This window comes from Paenibacillus ihumii, from assembly GCF_001403875.1.
Classification (GTDB): domain Bacteria; phylum Bacillota; class Bacilli; order Paenibacillales; family Paenibacillaceae; genus Fontibacillus; species Fontibacillus ihumii.
The window spans coordinates 155,866-177,032 of sequence record NZ_LN884299.1; the positions used below are offsets into that span (position 1 = coordinate 155,866).

General features: G+C 44.5%; 18 protein-coding genes and 1 pseudogene. 12 read left to right on the forward strand and 7 right to left on the reverse strand.

The window, feature by feature from the left end:
* Positions 1-3: 3 nt before the first annotated feature.
* From BN2762_RS08605 to BN2762_RS08630, 6 genes are all read right to left on the reverse strand, one after another.
* Positions 4-1,815: a cache domain-containing sensor histidine kinase gene (locus tag BN2762_RS08605; RefSeq protein ID WP_055106621.1), complete on the reverse strand. Its 1,812-nt coding sequence runs from the start codon at positions 1,813-1,815 to the stop codon at positions 4-6.
* A gap of 144 nt (positions 1,816-1,959) precedes the next feature.
* Complete coding sequence (locus BN2762_RS08610; protein ID WP_055106622.1) at positions 1,960-3,237, reverse strand: ABC transporter substrate-binding protein; 1,278 nt, start codon at positions 3,235-3,237, stop codon at positions 1,960-1,962.
* 43 nt (positions 3,238-3,280) lie between these two features.
* The gene (locus BN2762_RS08615; protein WP_055106623.1) at positions 3,281-4,117 is read right to left on the reverse strand and encodes a carbohydrate ABC transporter permease; all 837 of its coding nucleotides are present in this window, start codon (positions 4,115-4,117) and stop codon (positions 3,281-3,283) included.
* On the reverse strand, positions 4,117-4,995 hold the full coding sequence (locus BN2762_RS08620) for a carbohydrate ABC transporter permease (RefSeq protein ID WP_055106624.1): 879 nt from the start codon (positions 4,993-4,995) through the stop codon (positions 4,117-4,119). The genes BN2762_RS08615 and BN2762_RS08620 overlap by 1 nt, the downstream gene beginning before the upstream one ends.
* A 75-nt stretch (positions 4,996-5,070) precedes the next feature.
* A complete protein-coding gene (locus BN2762_RS08625; protein ID WP_055106625.1) occupies positions 5,071-6,282 on the reverse strand; it encodes an MFS transporter in 1,212 nt (403 codons plus the stop codon).
* A 50-nt stretch (positions 6,283-6,332) separates the two neighbouring features.
* Positions 6,333-6,749 carry a MarR family winged helix-turn-helix transcriptional regulator gene (locus BN2762_RS08630; protein ID WP_055106626.1) on the reverse strand — a complete coding sequence of 139 codons (417 nt, stop codon included), beginning with the start codon at positions 6,747-6,749 and terminating at the stop codon, positions 6,333-6,335.
* A 145-nt stretch (positions 6,750-6,894) separates the two neighbouring features.
* Here BN2762_RS08630 and BN2762_RS08635 point away from each other — a divergent pair, with 145 nt between their 5' ends.
* From BN2762_RS08635 to BN2762_RS08690, 12 genes are all read left to right on the forward strand, one after another.
* Positions 6,895-7,053, forward strand: a complete 159-nt coding sequence (locus BN2762_RS08635; protein WP_055106627.1) for a hypothetical protein — start codon at positions 6,895-6,897, stop codon at positions 7,051-7,053.
* A 121-nt stretch (positions 7,054-7,174) separates the two neighbouring features.
* Positions 7,175-7,447: a DUF2642 domain-containing protein gene (locus BN2762_RS08640; RefSeq protein WP_379394100.1), complete on the forward strand. Its 273-nt coding sequence runs from the start codon at positions 7,175-7,177 to the stop codon at positions 7,445-7,447.
* A 330-nt stretch (positions 7,448-7,777) separates the two neighbouring features.
* Positions 7,778-8,107 (forward strand): ArsR/SmtB family transcription factor, encoded by a 330-nt coding sequence (locus BN2762_RS08645; protein ID WP_055106628.1) that lies wholly within the window; start codon positions 7,778-7,780, stop codon positions 8,105-8,107.
* 142 nt (positions 8,108-8,249) lie between these two features.
* Positions 8,250-9,989 carry a SulP family inorganic anion transporter gene (locus BN2762_RS08650; protein ID WP_055106629.1) on the forward strand — a complete coding sequence of 580 codons (1,740 nt, stop codon included), beginning with the start codon at positions 8,250-8,252 and terminating at the stop codon, positions 9,987-9,989.
* 215 nt (positions 9,990-10,204) lie between these two features.
* Positions 10,205-11,188, forward strand: a complete 984-nt coding sequence (locus BN2762_RS08655) for a hypothetical protein (protein ID WP_230202461.1) — start codon at positions 10,205-10,207, stop codon at positions 11,186-11,188.
* A 211-nt stretch (positions 11,189-11,399) separates the two neighbouring features.
* Positions 11,400-11,633 carry a lichenicidin A2 family type 2 lantibiotic gene (locus BN2762_RS08660; protein ID WP_055106630.1) on the forward strand — a complete coding sequence of 78 codons (234 nt, stop codon included), beginning with the start codon at positions 11,400-11,402 and terminating at the stop codon, positions 11,631-11,633.
* Between the two features lie 12 nt (positions 11,634-11,645).
* The gene (locus BN2762_RS08665) at positions 11,646-11,843 is read left to right on the forward strand and encodes a lichenicidin A2 family type 2 lantibiotic (RefSeq protein WP_055106631.1); all 198 of its coding nucleotides are present in this window, start codon (positions 11,646-11,648) and stop codon (positions 11,841-11,843) included.
* An 88-nt stretch (positions 11,844-11,931) separates the two neighbouring features.
* Positions 11,932-14,985, forward strand: coding sequence for a type 2 lanthipeptide synthetase LanM family protein (locus tag BN2762_RS08670; RefSeq protein WP_055106632.1), 3,054 nt, complete (start codon positions 11,932-11,934; stop codon positions 14,983-14,985).
* A 17-nt stretch (positions 14,986-15,002) separates the two neighbouring features.
* Positions 15,003-15,716 carry a flavodoxin family protein gene (locus BN2762_RS08675; RefSeq protein ID WP_055106633.1) on the forward strand — a complete coding sequence of 238 codons (714 nt, stop codon included), beginning with the start codon at positions 15,003-15,005 and terminating at the stop codon, positions 15,714-15,716.
* On the forward strand, positions 15,703-16,773 hold the full coding sequence (locus tag BN2762_RS08680) for a M50 family metallopeptidase (RefSeq protein ID WP_055106634.1): 1,071 nt from the start codon (positions 15,703-15,705) through the stop codon (positions 16,771-16,773). Before BN2762_RS08675 ends, BN2762_RS08680 begins: the two co-directional genes overlap by 14 nt.
* A complete protein-coding gene (locus tag BN2762_RS08685; RefSeq protein WP_055109860.1) occupies positions 16,773-18,908 on the forward strand; it encodes a peptidase domain-containing ABC transporter in 2,136 nt (711 codons plus the stop codon). Before BN2762_RS08680 ends, BN2762_RS08685 begins: the two co-directional genes overlap by 1 nt.
* Positions 18,905-20,296: a S8 family peptidase gene (locus BN2762_RS08690; RefSeq protein WP_055106635.1), complete on the forward strand. Its 1,392-nt coding sequence runs from the start codon at positions 18,905-18,907 to the stop codon at positions 20,294-20,296. The genes BN2762_RS08685 and BN2762_RS08690 overlap by 4 nt, the downstream gene beginning before the upstream one ends.
* A gap of 128 nt (positions 20,297-20,424) precedes the next feature.
* On the opposite strand, the pseudogene BN2762_RS08695 reads toward BN2762_RS08690, so the two are convergent.
* Positions 20,425-21,066, reverse strand: a pseudogene (locus tag BN2762_RS08695) (SDR family oxidoreductase); the annotation flags it as partial.
* Positions 21,067-21,167: the final 101 nt, after the last annotated feature.

Genomic DNA, 21,167 nt, shown 5'->3' on the forward strand with positions numbered 1-21,167 from the left:
AGCTTATTCGATCCTCGGCACAACTAAATATACGCAAGTACCGGCATTTCTTGTGCTGCGGATCCGGATTCCGAAATCCTGTCCGAAGTTCAGCTTAATCCGGTGATTGATATTATAAAGGCCGATATTACCGTTCTTCCCATCCGGCTTGTCCAGCTGCCGCCTCAGCCGTCTCAGCTCATCCGCATTCATCCCTTTGCCGCTATCCCGAATGGCGATGAGCAGGCCTCTCTTCACTGTGGTTACGCTGATGCGAATGGCACCCTCCCGCCGATCCTCACCGAATCCATGCCGGATACAGTTCTCCACGACAGGCTGCAGCAATAGCTTAGGTATTTTGCACGGTAATACGCGCTTATCCGCAATGCACTCTTCGACCTGCAAGCGGTCATCGTATTTTTTATTCATAATATAAAGATAATTCCGTACGTGCTCGAGCTCCGTTCTAAGCTCCACAAGCTCACCCGACTGTCTCATCGAATAACGGAACATGTGGCTTAGGGAAAGCACGATATGATTGGAGGACTCGATGTTACCGCATACAATTTCCGTCTGCAGCAGTTGCAGCGTATTGAACAGAAAATGAGGATTGATCTGGGCTTGCAGCGCCTTCAGCTCTTCTTCTTTCAGCGCAATCTGAGTCAAATAGTTTTGCTGAATGAGCAGATCGATCCGATCCATAAGCTCTTTGAACTTCATACCGATCTGATTGATTTCGTGATACTGGTAGTTCTTATCTCGAATGTACAGCATGTCGTCGGTTCCGATTTTGTCCAGCGTCTTCAGCAGGCCTTGCATCGGCCGGGAAATGCGAAAGGTGACCGCCAGACTGATCAGCACGTTTAGAATCAGGCACAGGTAAAGGATTCGCGCCAGGTTCGACTTTAGCGGAGCCGATTGGCTTGTGATTTCACTCATCGGTACGGCGGAGATCATCATCCAGCCTTCAACGGCCGTCGGCTGATAAATAATCAAATGCTCCTCCCCGTACAATGGCGTGCGGAAATTGCCCGACTTCTGCTCGTATATCTCATCGATCCCATCAATGTCCATGATTTGGCCGATTTCTTCGTTATTCTGGTGAACGATGATTCTCCTGTTCTCGTCAATCAGAAAGATGCTCCCATTGTTCTGATAGTTGTTGCGCTCGAACATGCTGTTTACCTTCTGCAAATCGAGGTTGGCAATGACCGAGCCGATGACCTCACGGCGAAAGCCTTTGACCTGCATGGCTACGGACAAGGTGGGACGTCCATAACGAGAAATGTCCGAGCTTAAATAATAATCCTGATGATGTATGCCTAGGCTAAAAAAATAATCTCCCTGCCGAGGCTGAAAGGATTCCTGTGCCCAAGGCTGCGCCCCGAAAGAATACTCCCACCAAAGCGAACTCCGCCCGTTCAAATTGTTGACATACCCGTTTTTCCCCAGGATGAGAACATCGCTGATTAATGACTGGTACGTATTGATGCTCTGTGTAATTTCAGAAATATTCCGTTCATGCTGCAGCAAATAGGCCATATCAGGCACCTCAGCATGCCGCATAATCGCTCCGACGGATTGGTTGCTCGCCAGCACCAGCAGCGACCGCTTCGTCTCCTCCAGGTTGAAGCTCAAGCCTTGAGCAGCTTGCTCCATCACCTTGTTGCTTGACCGGATCACCTCTTCCGTAATCATCCGGGTCGAATCGCGAATGGATAACATCCCAAGCAGCACGAGCAGCAGCAGGTTACCGAGCAAATAGTAAACGAGGAACGTCCGATAAATCGTTTTTTGCAGCATGAAACGGCGTAAAAAGCGCAGTATTCTGTTCATACATAGCTCCCTCAATAGCTGATCATTCTCCCTATTCATCCTAATGCATTGTAGCAAAAGAACAAAGCAGATGGATAGACTCCCCTCATTTTTGCCCAAAAAAAAGAAGCATTGATAGATTGCCATCAACGCTTCTGAGCCTGCCTATTCCACACTTAAATTGTCCCAGTTTTGCTGGAACTGCTCGTACATCTCGGGCTTCGTGATTTTGCCGCCGATGTAGGCCTGGATGCTGCTGGCGAATTCACCAGACATGCCATTCGGGAACCGGAACCAATTCCAGGTTAGCGCTTCGCCTGCATCGGTGTATCTCAGCACCTCGATGCCGAGCGCGCCGAGAGCCTCCTCTTTCCCTTGAATCGTATCGAAAGCCGGGATGAATTGAAACTCCTCGGTAATGTACCTCTTGCCCGTGTCGGAGGAGACCAGCCAGTTGAGGAAGGTCTTCGCTTCCTCTTTGACGGGGGAATTCTTGTTGATGACCCAGTTGTTCGGCACCCCGACGAACAGTACGTCATTATCCTCTGCCGTGTCGTCAATCGGCATGGGCAGTATGCCCAAGTCGAGATTCGGATCGATCCCGTCGATCTGCCCTTGCGTCCAGTTACCCTGCTGCATCATCGCGGCTTTGCCGCTGGCGAACAGCGTTACCTGGGTGTTGTAATCCGTGGTGAGCGGGTTCGGATTACTGTATTCCAGCGTTAGCTCCAAGAGATCCGACCACTGCTGCACGACCGGGTCGTCCGCGAACTTTGCCGTCCCTTCGTTTAACTGCTGGATAAATGCCGCAGGGTCTTTCTGATAAGCAAAAGCAGCATTGATATTATGGTTGCCGAGCACGAAGGACTCCTGATACCCGTTGGAAAACGGGATGATGCCCGCGGCTTCCAGCTTCTGCGCCGCCTCCCGCAGTCCGCTGAGCGTCACCGGGCGCTCGGTAATGCCGGCCTGGCGGAACAGCTCCTTGTTATATATAAAGCCGTAGCCTTCCAGGTTCATCGGCTGCCCGTATAATTTGCCGTCCTTGGTCATCGGCTCTTTGGCCAGCTCCTTGACATCCTTGACCCAGGGCTGGTCGGACAAATCCTCCAGGTATTCCTCCCACATTTCCATCTCGCGGTATCCGCCGATATTGAAAATATCGGGTTCTTCCCCAGAGGCGAATTTCGACCTCAGTGTAGCTCCGTAATCGCTGCCGCCCCCCACCGTCTGAATTTCCAGCTTGATGTCCGGGTGCTCCTGCTCGAATTCCTTCTGCAGCCCTTCCAGCGCCTCGGCGATTTCCACTTTGAACTGGAAAATATGCAGCACCTTGCGTCCATCTTGAATTTCGGCTTCCTGCTGGCCACCGCAGCCTGCTGCAAGCCATACCGTCAGCAGCAGAAGCACAGCCAATCTGCCCATATTCCTTCCTGCTCTCATACCTGCTCGACCTCCCGTCTCTCGATCATGATCATATCTGCCATCATCCTTTGACTGAGCCCTGCGCGATCCCCTCGATCACGTATTTCTGCATGCACAGGAAGAAAATCACGATAGGGGTAATGCCCAGCACCAGAGCAGGCAAGGCCAGATCCCACTGCTTCGTGAACTGCCCGAAAAAAGCAAAGGTTTCGATCGGTATCGTAAACAGCTCCGGCTTCTGCAGGATCAGCGACGGCATCAGATAGTCGTTCCAGATCCACAGCGTATTGAGGATGACGACGGTCACCGCAATCGGCTGCATCAGCGGCAGGACGATCCGGAAGAAGATGCCATAAGACGAGCAGCCATCCACCCGGCCGGCTTCCTCGATATCCAGCGGAACCGACTTCACGAAGCCGTGGAGCAGAAATACTGTAAGCGGCGCGCCGAACCCGAGGTAGCAAAGAATGAGCCCGGTTCGCGAGTTCATGATGCCGAGTATGCTCGTCACTTTGACGAGCGGAATCATGATCGCCTGGAACGGAATGATCATCGCCGCCACATACGCCATAAACAGGATGCGGTTGAACCAGGTCGGCTTGCGAGCCATCCGGTAAGCAGCCATGGAACACATCAGCACAAGCAGCAGATTGCTGAGTACCGTAATTAGCAGCGAATTCCCGAATGCTTTGGGAAAAGACGTCTTCTCCCACGCTCCGGCGTAATTCTTCCATTGGAACGCGGACGGCCAGCCCGCCGCATCGGTCAGGATCTCTCCGAAGCTCTTGAGCGAGTTGATCAGGAGGAAATAGAACGGAACGAGGAACAGCAGACCGCCGAGGATGATCAGCAGCTCGACCAGCACCATTTTTCCGTTATACCGTCTTGCCGTGTCCATTACATCTCCACCTCCTTGCTCTTCGTGGCCCATACCTGAAGCAATGAAATGACCGCCACAATGAGAAAGAACAGGATCGCTTTCGCGGAGCCCATGCCGAACCGGCTGATGTTAAAAGCTTCATTGTAAATGTTCAGCGCGACAGATTCCGTCGATTTGAACGGCCCGCCCTTCGTTAGAGACAGGTTAAGATCAAACAGCTTGAAGGACCAGGATATTGCCAAGAATAAGCAGACCGTCACTGCAGGCATAATTAGCGGCACGACGATTTTACCGAGCACCTGCTGCTTGCCAGCGCCATCCACCTGAGCTGCCTCCATGAGATTCTTCGGCACGTTATTCATCGCGGAAATGTAAATGACCATCAGATACCCGGCGTTCTGCCAGACAAATACAATGACGATCGCCCAAAACGAGGTGGATTCCGTACCCAGCCACGGCAGCTGGAAGAAGCTGAGCCCCGTCATTTCACCGATTGAGCTGAAGCCTCTAACAAAAATAAACTGCCATATAAAGCCGAGCAGCAGCCCGCCGATCACATGGGGCATGAAGAAGACGGTACGCATCACGTTCCGTGTTCGGAACGGCTTGGTCAGCAAATAAGCGAGGATGAATGCAACCAGATTCGTAAGTACGACGCTAAACAGCGTAAATTTCACGGTAAACGTGAATGAGTTCAGAAAATCAAGATCTCTGGTAAAAATATGGATATAATTGTTGATCCCCACGGGATCGGCATGCCGCGAAATGCCATTCCAGCTCGTAAACGAATAATACAAGCCGAGCATAAAAGGTGCAGCCACAATCAAGATAAAAAACAGCGTAGAAGGGCCTACGAAAATGATCTGCTGCAGCAATTGGGACGCTCTTTTGCGCATCAAACGCTCCCTCCCTTGGCTTACGGTATTGACCTCTTTTACCCTTTAAGCCAAAGATTTGAATCTAAGAGGAAGCTATTCCGTGGGATGGGGAGCTGATGCGGCAGGCTCTGCCGTTTGCTTTCTGCGTTGTCTTCGGTGATGAAGCGCATAGTACAAAATCGTTGTAAAAGCAACGATAATCGCACCGATAAAGTACATCGTTCCATAGCTGGTCATGGCGGCTATAACCCCTAGCACGTAAGAGCCTACCCCATAGCCTGCATCAAAGAATACGAAATAGGTGCTGGTCGCCAGTCCGCTGCGCTGGATCGGAGAGGATTTAATAGCGATCGCCTGAAAGCTGGGGAGCAAGGCTCCATAGCCTAGCCCGATCACCCCGCCAGCCGCAAGAAAGGCAAAGGTGCTATTCGCCTGACTGAGCCAGATCATACCGATGACGAAGAAGAATAAGCCGGTATACACGAGGATATGCTCGCCTCTTCGGTCGAACAGCCTTCCCGTGAATGGCCTGGAAATCAATATGAGGGCGGCGAAAACAATGAAGAAGTAGCTGGCCATCGGCTCCATGCCGAGGCTTTTGGCATAGACCGAAATGAAAGTGGAGATGGCGCCATAGGAAAAAGCCAGCATAAAGCCGGAGATCGAGATCGGAATGGCTCTCGGTTCAATAAAGGTTTTCCAATGCCATGAACTGGCGCTTGGCTTCTTCACTTCGGGCTGCTGAGGGATTTGCAGCAGCAGTCCGCAGAGGAGAGAGAGCACCGAGAATACAAGGCACATCATAAATAAGACGGAGAAATTGAAATGAGAGATAACCATCAGACCAAGAAAAGGCCCGAAGACCATGGCTAAGCTCATGAAAAGCGTAAAGTAACCGATCCCCTCCCCTTTACGCTTCTCCGGAATCAGCTTGATGGCGATCGCCGAAGTGGTCGTAGCCGCTACGCCGAAGGCAGCCCCGTGAATGACGCGCAAAACAAGCAGCGGCGCAAAGTCCCTCACAATTAAATATCCAGCGCTGCAAACCGCAAACAGAATAAGCGAGGCATTCATGATTTTTCGGTTGTCGAGCTCATTCAGCCACTTGCCGGCCAAAGGCCGAAAGATAACAGCTGCAATGATGAAAACCGTCGTCACGAGGCCAATTCCCTTTTGGCTGCCGTGCAGCGAATCCAACACAAAGCTAGGCAGCGTTACTGCCAAAATATAAAACGTCATAAACACAAAAAAACTGCTGAAGCAAATCAGCATGAAGTTTCTGTTCCATAATGATAATTCTTTCAATCCTTTTCCTGCTTTCTATGATGTATTTGGGCTAGTTTCCAGCAGGGCGGTTATAATCGTTCGTTTATTTTCTGAAGTGCCCGGCGGAGCAGCGTAAGCTCCTCTTCGGTCAAGTCGCTTATATAAGATTGCGTGAATTCAATTTCAACAGGCAATAGTTTTTGGCTCAAGCTTCGTCCGCTTTCCGTGACATGAATCAGAAAAGATCTCCGATCCCCCTTATTGGCCCCTCTGCGTATCAACTCTTTTCTCTCAAGCTGATCCAAAATGCGGGTAACGTTCGTTGGATCCTTCTCCGTGCGCCGAGAGAGCTCAGCTTGTGTAATCCCGTCCTCCTCCGTCAATGTTTGCAGGACAGACCATTGCTCTGAAGTTATGCCATGGGCATGGAACTTCTGCGTTAAATGCTGAGTGATTTTTCGACCTGTATTCGTAATGATATAGCCAAGGGAATCCTTGATTCGCAACGATAACGCCTCCCCACACGATAATTAATTTGTATAACAATTATAGATATAGCAATTATTCACTGTCAACCGCAATGCATAATTTACGTCTGCAAGAATCAGAATAACGTTGTCTTTCCAATTGAATCCAAAGGAGTGTTAACCTATGCGCGAAGGTTTGATTCCTACAGTTCTTGGGGCTGTAGTATCCGCTTCAGCCGCTTCACTGCTTGGAAGCAAGTATAAGCTTGCCGCGACCGGGGCTCTTGGCTTTGGCCTGGCACATATCGTGCTCGGCACCATTGATCTCATTGAGCATCGGTAGCTGATATTGCGAAAGATTGCCCGGGATACCATGCTTCCCGGGTTAATTATTCACTCCCTAGGCGGATGCCCATACGGCAAACTAGTCATTCGCATAGAATGTCTTATCAATCGAAATGGGAGTGAATTTCTTGAATCATTATTATCCAATGCAGCACCACTACATGCCGCATCATCCGGGACATATGCTTCAGCCGCTGCCGGTATCACTTGTCGATCCCTGCGTGGTCGATGAATTAAAAGGCAATGTGGGGAACTATGTGGTGCTGGAAACGACCCGCGGAGGAATCGATGGCTGCATCGCCGACGTTAAACCGGATCATGTTGTCCTGGATGCGCGGGGGAAAAAGTTCTTCGTACGCATATGCGAAATTGTGTGGATCATGCCAAAATAGCAAAAAACGTTGATCGACGTACTTTCTATGTAGACAGACCGCATTCAGCGGTAGTTTTTCTTGCGATTCACAGAATGGTTCAGCATAGCTAGCTGAGAACTTATGAATTCTAATCTAAACTTAGGAAAGCTGCGATCTGCGGCTTTCTTTGATTTTTAGGTTTTCTGCTATACGATCCTTATCATATCCACGGTACTGCTGGCGGCTGCCGTCTCTTATTATGTACATATATCATTTACAAACCGCGTTTGTCGTGCTATCATGTAGTTTAATTCAAATATTCAAAACTTTAGATATATGAATATATGAAACCAAGGAGATAATTTTGTGATGGACAGAAATATACAGCAGTTCAAAGCCGATTTTTTCAAGGCGCTCGCTCATCCGATGAGAATTCGTATTCTAGAAATATTAAGTCAAGGAGAACGGAACGTGAACGAGCTTCAAACGATGCTGGAATCGGAAGGCTCGGCGGTATCCCAGCAGCTTGCTGTACTTCGTTCCAAGAACCTGGTCAACACCGTTAAGGAAGGAACCACCGTGATTTATTCGCTTCGGGATCCGTTAATCAGCGATCTGCTCGGGGTGGCCCGGCAAATATTCAACAATCATCTAGTAGAATCCATCTCGCTGCTGGAGGATATCAACAAGCAAACCTAAGGACATGATCAGCATCGCAAAATAGCTGGTGGAGCGTCAAAACAGCTCCTGCAAATTAAACAAGTAAGATCAATTTCCCCGCCTTTCGCGGGGTTATTTGAAATTTAAGGGCAAGAAAATATTAGAAAAGAAGGGTAAATAAATGAAATGGATAGGACGATTTAGTGGTTACTCTGCAGATGCATTTCGCAAGGATTTAGTATCGGGCTGTATCGTCGGGATTGTTGCCATTCCTCTAGGGATGGCTTTTGCCATTGCTTCAGGCGTAAAGCCCGAGTATGGACTGTATACGACGATCATTGCCGGGATTCTGATCTCGCTGCTTGGCGGTTCAAAATTCCAGATCGGCGGCCCGACCGGGGCGTTCATTCCGATTCTGCTGGCGATCGTCATGCAGTACGGATATGAAAACCTGCTGATCGCCGGATTTTTGGCTGGCGTATTTCTCGTGCTGATGGGGCTTCTCCGGCTGGGTTCATTAATCAAATTCATTCCGAAGCCGGTCACCATCGGCTTTACTTCCGGGATTGCCGTCATTATTTTCAGCGGACAAATTGCTAACTTTCTGGGGCTTGAGGGCGTAAAGCGGCATGAATATTTTTTCTATAACATGAAAGAGATTTTCCTGCGGATATCCTCTTTGAATCTATACAGTGTATTGATCGCCGGCATATGTTTGGCCGCACTTATTTTAACTCCTAAATTTTTACCTAAGGTTCCCGCCTCACTCGTTGGCATTATTGTCTCTACTTTGGCTGCTGCTTGGCTGTTTCCGGGCAAGGTAACGACAATCGGCTCAGCTTATGGGCCCATTCCTGCGGGATTGCCCAGCTTTGCTCCGCTTGAATTAAGCTGGGATCGCATTCTCTTGATGCTGCAGCCCGCTTTGATCATCGCTATGCTCGGGAGCATTGAGTCGTTATTATCCGCCGTTGTAGCTGACGAAATGACCGGAACCCGCCACAACAGCAATCGGGAATTGATCGGACAGGGGGTAGCCAATATCGCGGCTCCTCTATTTGGAGGCATCCCCGCTACCGGCGCCATTGCCCGAACGGCTACGAATATTAAGAACGGCGCTGCTTCCCCGATGTCAGGAGTCATCCATGGCATCGTCGTGCTGATGATCGTCGTCCTGTTCGCGCCGTATGCCTCCAGTATTCCGCTGGCAAGCATGGCTCCAATATTAATGGTCGTAGCCTGGAACATGAGCGAGTATAAGACCTTCTTCCATATGCTCAAAACACGCACCGGGGATTCGTTGATCCTGCTTGTCACGTTTCTGCTGACGGTATTCACGACCTTAACAGTGGCCGTTCAAGCCGGACTTGCCTTGGCCGTCATTTTGTTCATCAAGCGAATGAGCGGCATGCTTGCGGTAGACAAAGTCTTGCCCGATCACTCCTCCAGCAAAGAGAAGGTGCAGGCCCACCGGGTAACCGAGGAGCGCGACTGTCCGCAAATCGGCATATATACCATTGAAGGAACGTTATTCTTCGGTGCCTCTCATGTCTTGGAAAGCTTGGAAGAGAAGCTGCTCAAGGATCAGAACCTGCAAGTCGTACTGCTGCGCATGGGAAGAGTGCCTTTTATGGATACGACGGGAGAGTCCAATTTCACCAGCCTGGTCGGGCGTCTGATGAAGCGAGGAATCATCGTTATTATTTCCGGCATAAGGGCGCAGCCTAGGGAGCTTCTAGTTAAGACTGGCGGATATGCAATGATCGGAGAAAATCGTTTCTTCGATCATACGGGAGAAGCCCTTAACTATGCGCTAGAAAATATTCAGTATAATCAGTGCCTGGGCTGCACCCAATATGCGTTTCGCGAATGTACGGGGCTAAGCAGTCAGAAGAGCTTGGACAATAAACATATTTCTTGATCTATTTTCGCATAAACATCCAAAAGATTCTTGCTGCTCGCAAGCTCAAAAGCAGTCAAAACAATTGAAATATTTTGAGAAATTAAATTTGATTGGCTATGATTCTATAAATTGGTATAATGTGTTCGGTCATAGTCAGAGGGGGTGATTCAAAACAACCGATGATTCGGGGAGATATGATTTGTATTTAACAAATAAAGGAGTTGAGAAGATTTATGAATGCTTGGCTTTTGAAGTGGCCCCCCGTAACCATGCATGTCAAATGGTTTACGGAAGATACCCACTGGTATCCACTTCCTATTGCCAAAGTGATTACACCTGCCTTTATATTCTGGCTAGGATTCACATTAACCATCCTATTCATCGCCGCAATCCTCAGCGAACCTCTTGAGCGTGTCAAAATCGTTCGCATCACCCATCAGTTTCTGAATAATTTAAAGCGCTTCCAACTATTGATCCTGCGCTTCGGAGTCGGAATCGGCCTTATCCTTCAGCTTTGTACCGGAACCTACCTTGCCCCATCTTTTCCCGCCGATCAGTGGCCCATATACGCTCTGCTTCTCATAGCGCTTATTGGACTGCTGAACCGCAAGCTCCTGATTGTCAGTGGAACCTCCTTAGCCATCCTATACATGACTGCCATCCTCTCCTATGGAATTTTCCACCTTCTTGACTACATGTTCTATATCGGGGTCATCTACTACCTATTCGTTGCAAACAGCCCTAAACTGCAGCGGACAGCTGCTCCCATGCTGTATATTTGCACCGGACTATCCCTTGCCTGGTTAGCCATGGAGAAACTAACGATAGCCAAGCTGGCATGTTCATTGATGCATGAATATGGACTTCCAACATTCGGATTTACTGTGGAGGATTTTGTATTAATCAGCGGGTTTATTGAACTGGGATTGGCCTGGGCCTTAATCGTCGGCCTAATGAACCGTTTTACCGCGTTTTTATTAACGGGCATTTTCATTACTACTACGACCGTATTTGGGTTTACAGAAATCGTTGGACATACTATCATGCATACGATTTTGGTAATGTTCCTTATCGAGGGCAATCACGGCTTTAGAACCCTATTCAAATTCCACCGCCGGCCTGCTCTTCGGTATTTATTCGTTACTATCAATTTCTGTGTATTGTTGTTCGCCACCATGCTGATATACATATGGATGGGGCAACAAAGCATGACATAACTCCCCCCAATCATGTGACTAAGCCTCGGTCGCTTTATACCGAGGCTTGGTCATTTTTTGACGGGCAAAGAGAAAAAAATACATAAATATAGTATAATAGTGCGTTTTTATGTAATGTTTCACTAAATTTGTATATATTCCTTCTTTATGATAAACTATGGATAAATCTAGTAATAAATACTAGATTAATATTTTATGGAGGGATTTTTTTATGACACATGAGGAAATCAAGTTGATGAATCAGAGTTGTGGAAGCGGTTTAAAATCTCTATCTATGGAAGAAATGCAGAACATTTACGGAGCTTCTGATGTGGATCCAAGAGCAACACCAACAATTGTCGCCTCTATAATCAGAAGTGTAGCGCAAAGCTCTAAAGTTTGTATCTCAGCAGTTGGAAGCGCAATCAGTGGCATTGTTTCTAATAACAAAAATTGTTTAGGATAAGGAGAGATCGTCTTGAATAATTCATTGGAACAATCCCCTGTCGGCAAAAGCTTAAAGAGCTTGCCCAAGGAAGAAATGGCTGCGATCTTTGGTGGAACCGGCATGGATGCAGAAGTAAGATCAACGCTGCTTTGCGGTATGGGCATTAGTTTTGTTGCCTCATATCTGGCATCTGCTGCCTTTAAATGCGGTAAAGACAATAAAAATTAAGTCATTATAAGTACTCATGGGGCAATATTCCTATATATTGCCCCATAACTATATGTAAAACAAATCTTCCTAAGGTAGAGGTGAAAATATGCTAACCAATATTTTCAAATCTTTAACGATAGCTGAGCGTTATAAACTATTAGCGCCCCTGAATTTGAAGGAAGATCCTCAAAGCATGAATCATTGGCGCTCTGACATGTCTATCATTTCTGACAAAACCTTTGAGCATATGCTGTACATAAACCGATACAACAAAGAGACCTTCTCCCATGCAGTGCAGTATACCCCTAAATCCGAAAATATTGATAAATATCGAAATAAAGCCACAAGATCACAATGGTTTAGCGTTTATCAACAGGCATTAACATTAATGGACGATCACACTGCAGAAGTCAAACGTAAAAATGATTTGAATGACAGCTTGCACCCTTTTATTCGATACGCCCGTAAAACAATGCAGCAATTTTTACTCGAAAATGAACAAATAGATTTGAAGACCGAGGTTTTGGATCAACTTTTAGCGCATCTAGAGAAAGTATTAATGGATATGGCGCATAAAGCGTTAGTACTTGAGTTAAATTTATGCAGAGAAAATGGGCAATTAGAGGGAATGACTTCTGAAGAAAGATTTTTGTCTTTTGTCCGTAAGTTTGACAATAAAGATTTTGTTAATGAATTTTACAATAAATATATTGTATTAGCCCGCCTTCTATCGACAACTACGATGTTTTTCACTAGAAATATGCAGACGTTGCTAACTCGCATTGTTACAGATCGGCAGGAGCTTACAACTGAATTTGCGATTGATGATTTTACGATACAAAACATTAAATTAGGCGAAGGAGATACACATCAGCAAGGAAATACCGTTTCCGTCATTACATTTGCTGACAATACGAAAATTGTATATAAGCCTAAACGCTTACAGATCAATCTAGCATTTAATCAGTTATTGAATTGGTTAAATGACCACGATATTTTAGAGCTCCGAGGTGTAAAAACGTTAGTGCATGATGAGTATGCATACGAGGAATACGTGGCATATAAGCCTTGTAACAGCTTGGATGAGGTTGAGGCTTATTATAAGCGATTTGGACAATTAATGGCTGTGATCCAACTGTTAAACGGTACAGATATTCATATGGAAAATATGATTTCTCATGGTGAGTATCCAGTTATTATTGATTTAGAAACTTTAATTCAACAGCCTATGCCACTGGAACAGCAGCAATCACAAAGTATGAAGCAAATTACTGATACGATATTTCATCATGTAACACGTACTTTATTTTTGCCTACTAATGGTGTGAAAATCGAAGATCCGCTAAGAATTGATCTTAGTGCTATAAACGGACGTCAAAAAAAGTATGAATTTAAAGTGCTGCAGCCTATAAATCAAGGAACAGATCAATTGAAGTATGACTATCAAGATTTCGAGCTAGAAGGAGCAAATAATCTTCCTTTTATCGAAAATGATAATTTATTTATTGACTATAAGCAGTATCGGAACCAAATTATTCAGGGCTTTAGAGATGTATGTCAAATTTTTCTGCAAAACAAAGAAGCATTAATACAAGAGGACAGCGTCCTCTATAGCTTCAACGGCATTTATACACGCTGCTTATTTAGAGATACTAGTCAATATGCAAATATTATGATGCACATGCACCATCCTGAAATGCTGATGGATATGCTTGACCGCGAGAAAGCTATTGAAAATATGTGGTCTTTTCCATACACAGACAAGCGGTTAAATCAAGCCGAATGGGTAGATATGATGTCAGATGACATTCCTATTTTTTTTAGTCGAACGGACAGACCAAGTATTATAACTAGCGCAAATGAAGAGATTTCAAGCTTTTACACGATCAGTTCCTTTGATTATTTCTTAAAATCCATTAACAGCCTAACCGAAGAGGAAATCAATAAGCAAATCTCTATTATTCATCTTCATTATGGCGATTTCTCTGAATACCGTACTCAAGAAAATAAAGCTTTGGAGTATAACAGTAATACAATTAAGGACTTGCCAAAAATGAATATTGATTTCCTAAAGGAAGCTGAGTTAATTGCTGAAAAGCTAATGCAAAGCGCCTTTACAGGAGAAACAACAAGTTGGATTATTCCCTATGAATCAGAACGGAATGTATGGTCTTTAATTTCGATTCGCGAAGATTTTTATAATGGCATCGGAGGCATCTATCTACTGTTCCACTTCTTATACCAGAAGACACAAAATAAAAAATATGAACAGTTCGCAAATCAAATTCTCGACCATTACCCTGTTGATCAAGCTACTCATTTTGAATTAGGGTTAAGCGGTTACCCTGGGTTATTTTACGCCTTCTCACTGATAGATGATTATGGAGCGAATAAGCTGAGAATTACTAAAATGATTAATAAATATTGCGAGCAATTTGAAAAGCTTCCTGAACAGCAATTTGAGACAAAGCTGCAATTCGATTATTTGAACGGCTTTACTAGCTTAATCAATGCGTTATTGAGATTTTATGAAAAACGCAAAGACAGAAAATTCATTCAACTTGCAATGAAATTAGCAAATCATTTGATGCATAAATTAGTACAGCCTGACCAGCTTAACCGCGGCTTTGCACATGGTATTACAGGCTATTCATTAACTCTGTTTAGAATTGGCGAGGCAACGAAGCTTCCGCAATATACAAGCAAGGCGCAAGAGTTAATGAAATATGCAAATGAGCGTCTTGAAGAGACCTATCATGCGATGAGTTGGTGTCATGGCTTCATTGGTGAAGGCATCGCCAGAATAGAAATGGATAAGTGGCTGAACGAATTAAATGATGCAATTATTCAAGCTGGTATTTTAAACAAAACGAAGGACTCTCAGCTGCTGGTGAATGATTGTATATGCCATGGAAATATGGGCATTGCTGAACTCTTCCTTACTCATTACAATTCAACCAAGGATACCGACAGTCTTGAGCTTGCGAGAAATATTGCCAGCCATGTTGTTAACCTAAAGCAGGCTTACAACAACAAATACAAATTAATGGATATTAACGAATACCCTGATGTAACGTTATTCACAGGCTTGGCAGGGATTGCTTACCAGTTGCTGCGTATCGAGGATCCAGAGGGAATACCTTCTATACTCACTATTTAAATGGAGGGTGATGAGAATTGAAAAACATATTTGTATATATCGGATCTCGAAATGAAGAATCCAGACTATTTCGCTATGTACATCAAATTATCAATCATGCTCGTGCTCATTGTAGTGCTATAGGTAATATCGACATATATTCTCCGTTAAATTCCAACCTCCTTCCATCTACAGGATGTAAAAACTGCTTTGAGAAAGGGTTTTGCCCAAGTGAGGAAGCTGCGAATGATGATGGAGAACAAATCAAAGCAAGAATAGAGCAAGCGGACATTGTCATCCTGGCTAGCCCTGTATATTCACACAACGTATCATCCGATATGAAGCTATTAATCGACCGCCTTTCCTATTGGGCACACCTCTTTAAGCTTACAGGTAAAGCAGGTATTGTAGTCACTACGGCGGAGAGCAATGGTGCAAGCTTCGTATCAGCCTATTTGGAGAAAACAATGTCTTTTATGGGCGCTTCCATCGAACATACTGTTAATTTTGTAAATAGCGAGCAAGACCTTGCAGACATGTATGCAGAAGAAGCTGCAGCGAAACTGATTGAAATTTGTGATGACAGCTATCGCGCTAAACCAACAAATCAGCAGGAGGTTACGTTCCAAACGATGAAAATGATTTTGCTAGACTATCCCCATGATCATTTTGAATATCGCTATTGGAGGGATCATGGCTTATTTGATTGTCAATCCTATGAGGAGCTTTTGAATAGACATGTTAAAGTTTAAGCAGCTTTCTTTACATCCGCTTGCATTTACAACCGTGTATCCACTCATAGCATGGTTGCTTTTTGAATGGACGAAGGATTCGACCCTATTTGTTATATTGATATGTTACGTACTCGGCTTGGTCTGTATTACTATTCATGAACTAGGCCATGTGTTAGCGAGTTATGTTGCAGGAATGAAGCTGCATTTCATGTCGGCAGGGCCGCTTCTGCTCTTACCCAACAAGCAAGGAAAAATCAAGGTGTCTATGAATTCCGATCTAAGCATGATGCTAGGCATGCAGAGCAGCTATATTCCTTCCACTACTCTATCTGATAAAGAGCTGCAGCAAAAAATGATTCCTACTTATTTGGGTGGCCCACTGGCTAATTTACTTGCTATTGCTGCGGGATTTTTAATTAGATTAATACCGATTGAAAATGTGTGGTTATGGGACACCACTAGCTATTTTATTATTATTAATATGGCTTTATTGTTTGGCACAGCATTACCATTTGGTAGTTACACAGATGGGGCAAATGTATCCCAGCTGATTCGCAGAAAAAATATGTCGCTTTATCGTGAGTACAATTTGTACCTGAATCCAGATTATAAATTAAATGCTCAAACTACTAATGATTTTGAACAACGGCTTAGCAATATACCCCAGCTATCCCAATGCTACAACATAGGCATTATGCTCATACAGTACCATACACTGCATTCTAATTATGAGCACAGCTTGCGTATTATTGATCAACTGATCAGCAAGCTTACAAAAGGAGATGGACTTATTATGGAAAATCTACTTTATTTCTACCGCGGTTTGTTATTATGGACATCTAAACAGGACATTGATCAGGACACTCTCATGCGGCTTAATAATATTGATTATGCCTATGGCCGTACCTTTTGCTATCTGGCAAAGTCAATGATCGATGCTACGAAAGGAAAGCAGGCATACAACCATCAGCACTTAGAGGCTGCCAAACAATCGGTGCATAAGATTATGGATCATCGTCAAGAAGATATTGTGTCCTATTGTATTCAATCTGTTCAAAATGAGATGTGTGCATGATGAGACGAAGACGAGTTCCCTTCATCCAGCAGATGGAATATAGTGAATGTGGTTTAGCCTGTCTAGCTATGCTGCTCAATTATTATCGCCATCATATCGACCTGAATCAATTAAGAGAAGAATATCCTGCTCCTAGAGGAGGTTACTCGCTATTCAACCTAGTTGAAATAGCACACAGCAAACAATTAGAAACAGAAGCATTCCGAAGCGATGCCGAGGATTTAAGGCAGCTTCATTTGCCGGCAATCATACACTGGGAAGGCAAGCATTTTATTTTGTTGGAGAAAGTCCATGCGCACAGCTATACAATTATTGATCCAGCTAAAGGACGCCAGCGTATTACAGAGAACGAATTTATTCAAAAGTTCACAGGGTATATCGTAACGCTGAAGCCCTCCCCTTCTTTCGAAACAAAAAAAGCTACATCAAGCAGTATTCTATTAAACTATTTAAAAAAATATAAATGGATGCTCTTTAATATCTTTTTATTTACGCTAGGGCTACAAGCTGTTATGGTCAGCATTCCATTGTTTACGAAATGGTTTATGGATCAGGTAGTGTCAACGACAGATACAAGCTTTTTGAGCCATACAGGGTTGATGCTGCTGCTCATGCTAATTACGTATGTTCTTATTAATGGGTTGCGAAGCATCATTATTGCTTTTGTGCAGACGAGGCTAGATCGGACAATAATGGAAGACTTCATGGATACTTTGCTGCATCTTCCATTCCCATTCTTCGATAATCGGAGCAATGGTGATATTTTATTCAGAGCGAATTCCAACATTTATATTCGTGACATTTTATCAACGACTTTAATTACCTTGTTTATTGACTTATTACTGTTAATTACGTATTCCGCCATGATGGTTAATTTTTCGCTGCAGCTTAGTTTGGTGCTTGTTGGTACTAGTGCCTTGCTTGGACTAGCACTGTTCCTCAATTCCAAAGTTGTCAGAAAGATGGTGGACAGCAACATTCGTGACAAAATTCAAGTACAGTCCACTGTGACAGAAATGGTCTATAATACGCTTGATATTAAGGTTTTAGGCATCGAGGACAGACTGCTTAGCAAATGGCAAAAGAAATATGAAAGTCAGCTCCACAGCACTCAGAAGCTGAATATATGGGAATCAATAATTCAGACCTTCACCTCTGCCATCCAGGTGCTGCTTCCGTTATTAATATTATGGCTGGGCGCATTCATGGTGCTTCGAGGCGAGATTACGATGGGAACTTTGCTTGCATTCAGCTCGATTGCCGGCTCTTTTATTTCCCCTGTTATTTCTATTAGCAATAACTATACAGAGCTAGTATCATTAAAATCTTATTTTTCACGTATTCAAGATGTGCTGAAAACAAAAAAAGAACAAGAGCAAGCGGACAAGCTAATCGTCCCTCAGCAATTAAAGGGAAAAATTGAGTTCCGAAATGTTTCGTTTAAATACAATCGTTTTAATGAAGAAGTCATAAAAAACATCTCATTTGTAATTCATCCTGGGGAAAGCGCTGCGATTGTAGGCCATTCCGGTTCAGGAAAAAGTACAATAGCTAAGCTATTATTAGGACTCAACAAACCTACCTCAGGACAGATTTTAATTGATGATATTCCGATTGAACAATATAACCTTGTTAAGCTGAGAGCTTTAATTGGCTCGGTGCTTCAAGAAGCACAGCTATTTAATGGAACGATCAAAGAAAATATTCAAATGAGCACTGAAGCAAGTGATAATGAGGTCATTCAAGCGGCTCAACAAGCTTGTATTTACAATGAAATTATGAGTACTCCACTTGGCTTCGATACGATTGTTACGGAATCGGGAGCTAATTTCTCAGGTGGACAACGTCAACGTCTACTACTGGCAAGAGCATTAGTGTCTGTGCCTAAAGTGCTTATTCTGGATGAAGCAACAAGCAGCTTGGATAACATCTCTGAAATGTATATTAAAAAAAGCATCAGCAAGCAACCCTGCACCAAGCTCATTATTGCGCATCGTCTGGATACGATTCAGGATGCGGATAAAATTTTGCTTCTACATGACGGCCAAATTATAGAAGAAGGCGATCATGCCAGCCTCATTCATCAGCAAGGTCATTATTATGATTTGTATGTGAAAAAAGGAGAGGTCGTATGAGAAAAGCGATTTATTCTAGCTTATTGATGTTATTTGGATTGTTTATCTTTACTACTCATGTAGATGCTCAAACTGGTGAAACAACAATCTTGTTCCAACCAGAGGTTACAATAGAGCAAAAGCATGAATTTTTAAATCAAAATCAATTGAACATCGTATATGAAATACCAGAGGTTAACCTTATAACAGTAAATATGGACGAGACTCAAATTATGAAGCTTGCGGAGCATCCTTTCATCGAAGCTATAAATCAAGCTACGTCTATTGAAAAACCGGAGGTAACTAAAATCCAGCCTATCCCTTTTCAGCCTACACAAAGACTGCAAGCTCTGATGAGTTCAATCTCTTTATTATGGGACTATCAGTGGGATATGAAGCAAGTTACCTCAGACGGCCAAAGCTATTCCCTGCACACCCCGACAACGAACACCGTCATCGGTATTATCGATTCAGGGATTGATCCCTCTCATCCTGATTTAGAACAGAGCCTTGTCGCAGGCTCCAAAAACTTGGTTCCTGCCGGTGGATATAATGGAACTGAGCCAGATGAGCTAGGGAGCCCAGATGATATTGGCGATAAATTAGGACATGGCACAGGAGTTGCAGGACAAATTACTGCTAATGGCATGCTTAAAGGTGCAGCACCCGGCATTGGTATTAAAGCCTACCGTGTATTCGGTACAAAATCAGCAAAAACAAACTGGGTCATAAAAGCGATTGTGGAAGCAGCCAACGATGATGTAGATGTCATTAACTTAAGCCTTGGCGAATATATGCTTGTCAGCGGAAAATACAGCAATAACACAAATGATTCAGCTGAATATAATGCTTATAAACGTGCGGTAGATTATGCATATGAAAAAGGCAGTGTCATTGTTGCAGCGGTAGGAAACGATGGTATCGATATATCCGATAAGCAGCAGATGATTGATGTCCTAAACAGCAAGCTAAAAGATATGAGTGTAGTTAAAGGAAAGGTGCTGGATATGCCCGGGCATCTTAAAAATGTTGTGGCAGTTGGTTCAACAGGGCCAACGAAGGAGCTATCTTTGTTCAGCAACTATGATAAGAGCTTCCTGAATGTGCTTGCACCTGGAGGCGATTTTAGATATTTGTATGAGTATGGACAAGATCAATGGACAGAGGAAGGATGGTTCGAAAAAGAGCTAATCCTTACAACCTCACTTGAAGGTGGCTACAATTATGATGTTGGAACCTCCTATGCAGCTCCTAAGGTTTCTGCCGCAGTAGGATTAATTATCGACAAGTATGGCTGGAGGGATAATCCTAAGCAGGTCATGAAGCATTTAAAAAAACATTCAACCTATGAACGGGATTTAACCGAAAAATACCCTCATCTCAATCTTGTTCAATTACTAACACCATAATGCATTTAAACCAACACTACTAGCAGTCATTAGCACGAATGGCGATTAATGCATGTATCTATATTAAGATGAAAAAGGGAGCCTTCATTCCGCTTTATAAGCGGTTTTGAAGACTCCCTTGTCTCTCTTTAGTAAGCCGTCCAGCCTGCATCGGCTGCAATTACCGTGCCATTCACGAAGCTGGAATCCTCAGAGGCCAGGAACAAGGCCACCTTGGCAATTTCCTCGGACTTCCCGATACGCGGGTTGAGCGCCATACCAAGCTGCTGCCTGGAAGCTCCGAATGGATTAATGCCTGTTATCGATGTGCCGATATTCGTTTCTACTCCGCCAGGAGCAATCGCATTACAGCGGATGCCTTTTGTCGCGTACATGAAGCCCGTATTTTTGGTAAATCCGACGACAGCATGCTTGGATGCTGTATATGCCGCTCCCGCCCGCGCGCCCTGCAGCCCGCCAGCCGAAGCTATGTTGACGATGACTCCCTTCTGCTTCTCCAGGAAAATCGGCAGAACCTTGCGGGTCGAACGCATTACGCTAGTCGTGTTCACCGCAAAAACTCTTTTCCACTGCTCATCCGTAATATCGCCTGCAGGCTCCATATTGTCCATAATCCCCGCATTATTAACTAAAATATTAATTGTCCCATAGGTTTTAACCGTGGTATCGATCAAATTTTGAATATCTTCTTCTACAGCAACATTCGTTTTAATCGCAAATGCAGCTCGACCCAGTGAAGTAATTTCTTCGACCGTAGCGTTTGCCCCCTCCTTAAGGGGAATTCACCGGTCCTGTAATTACAACTTTGCGTCGGTAGCGAAAAAAAAGACCACCTTATCTCATGAACTGCGCCTCCCATGTTAGATCGTTT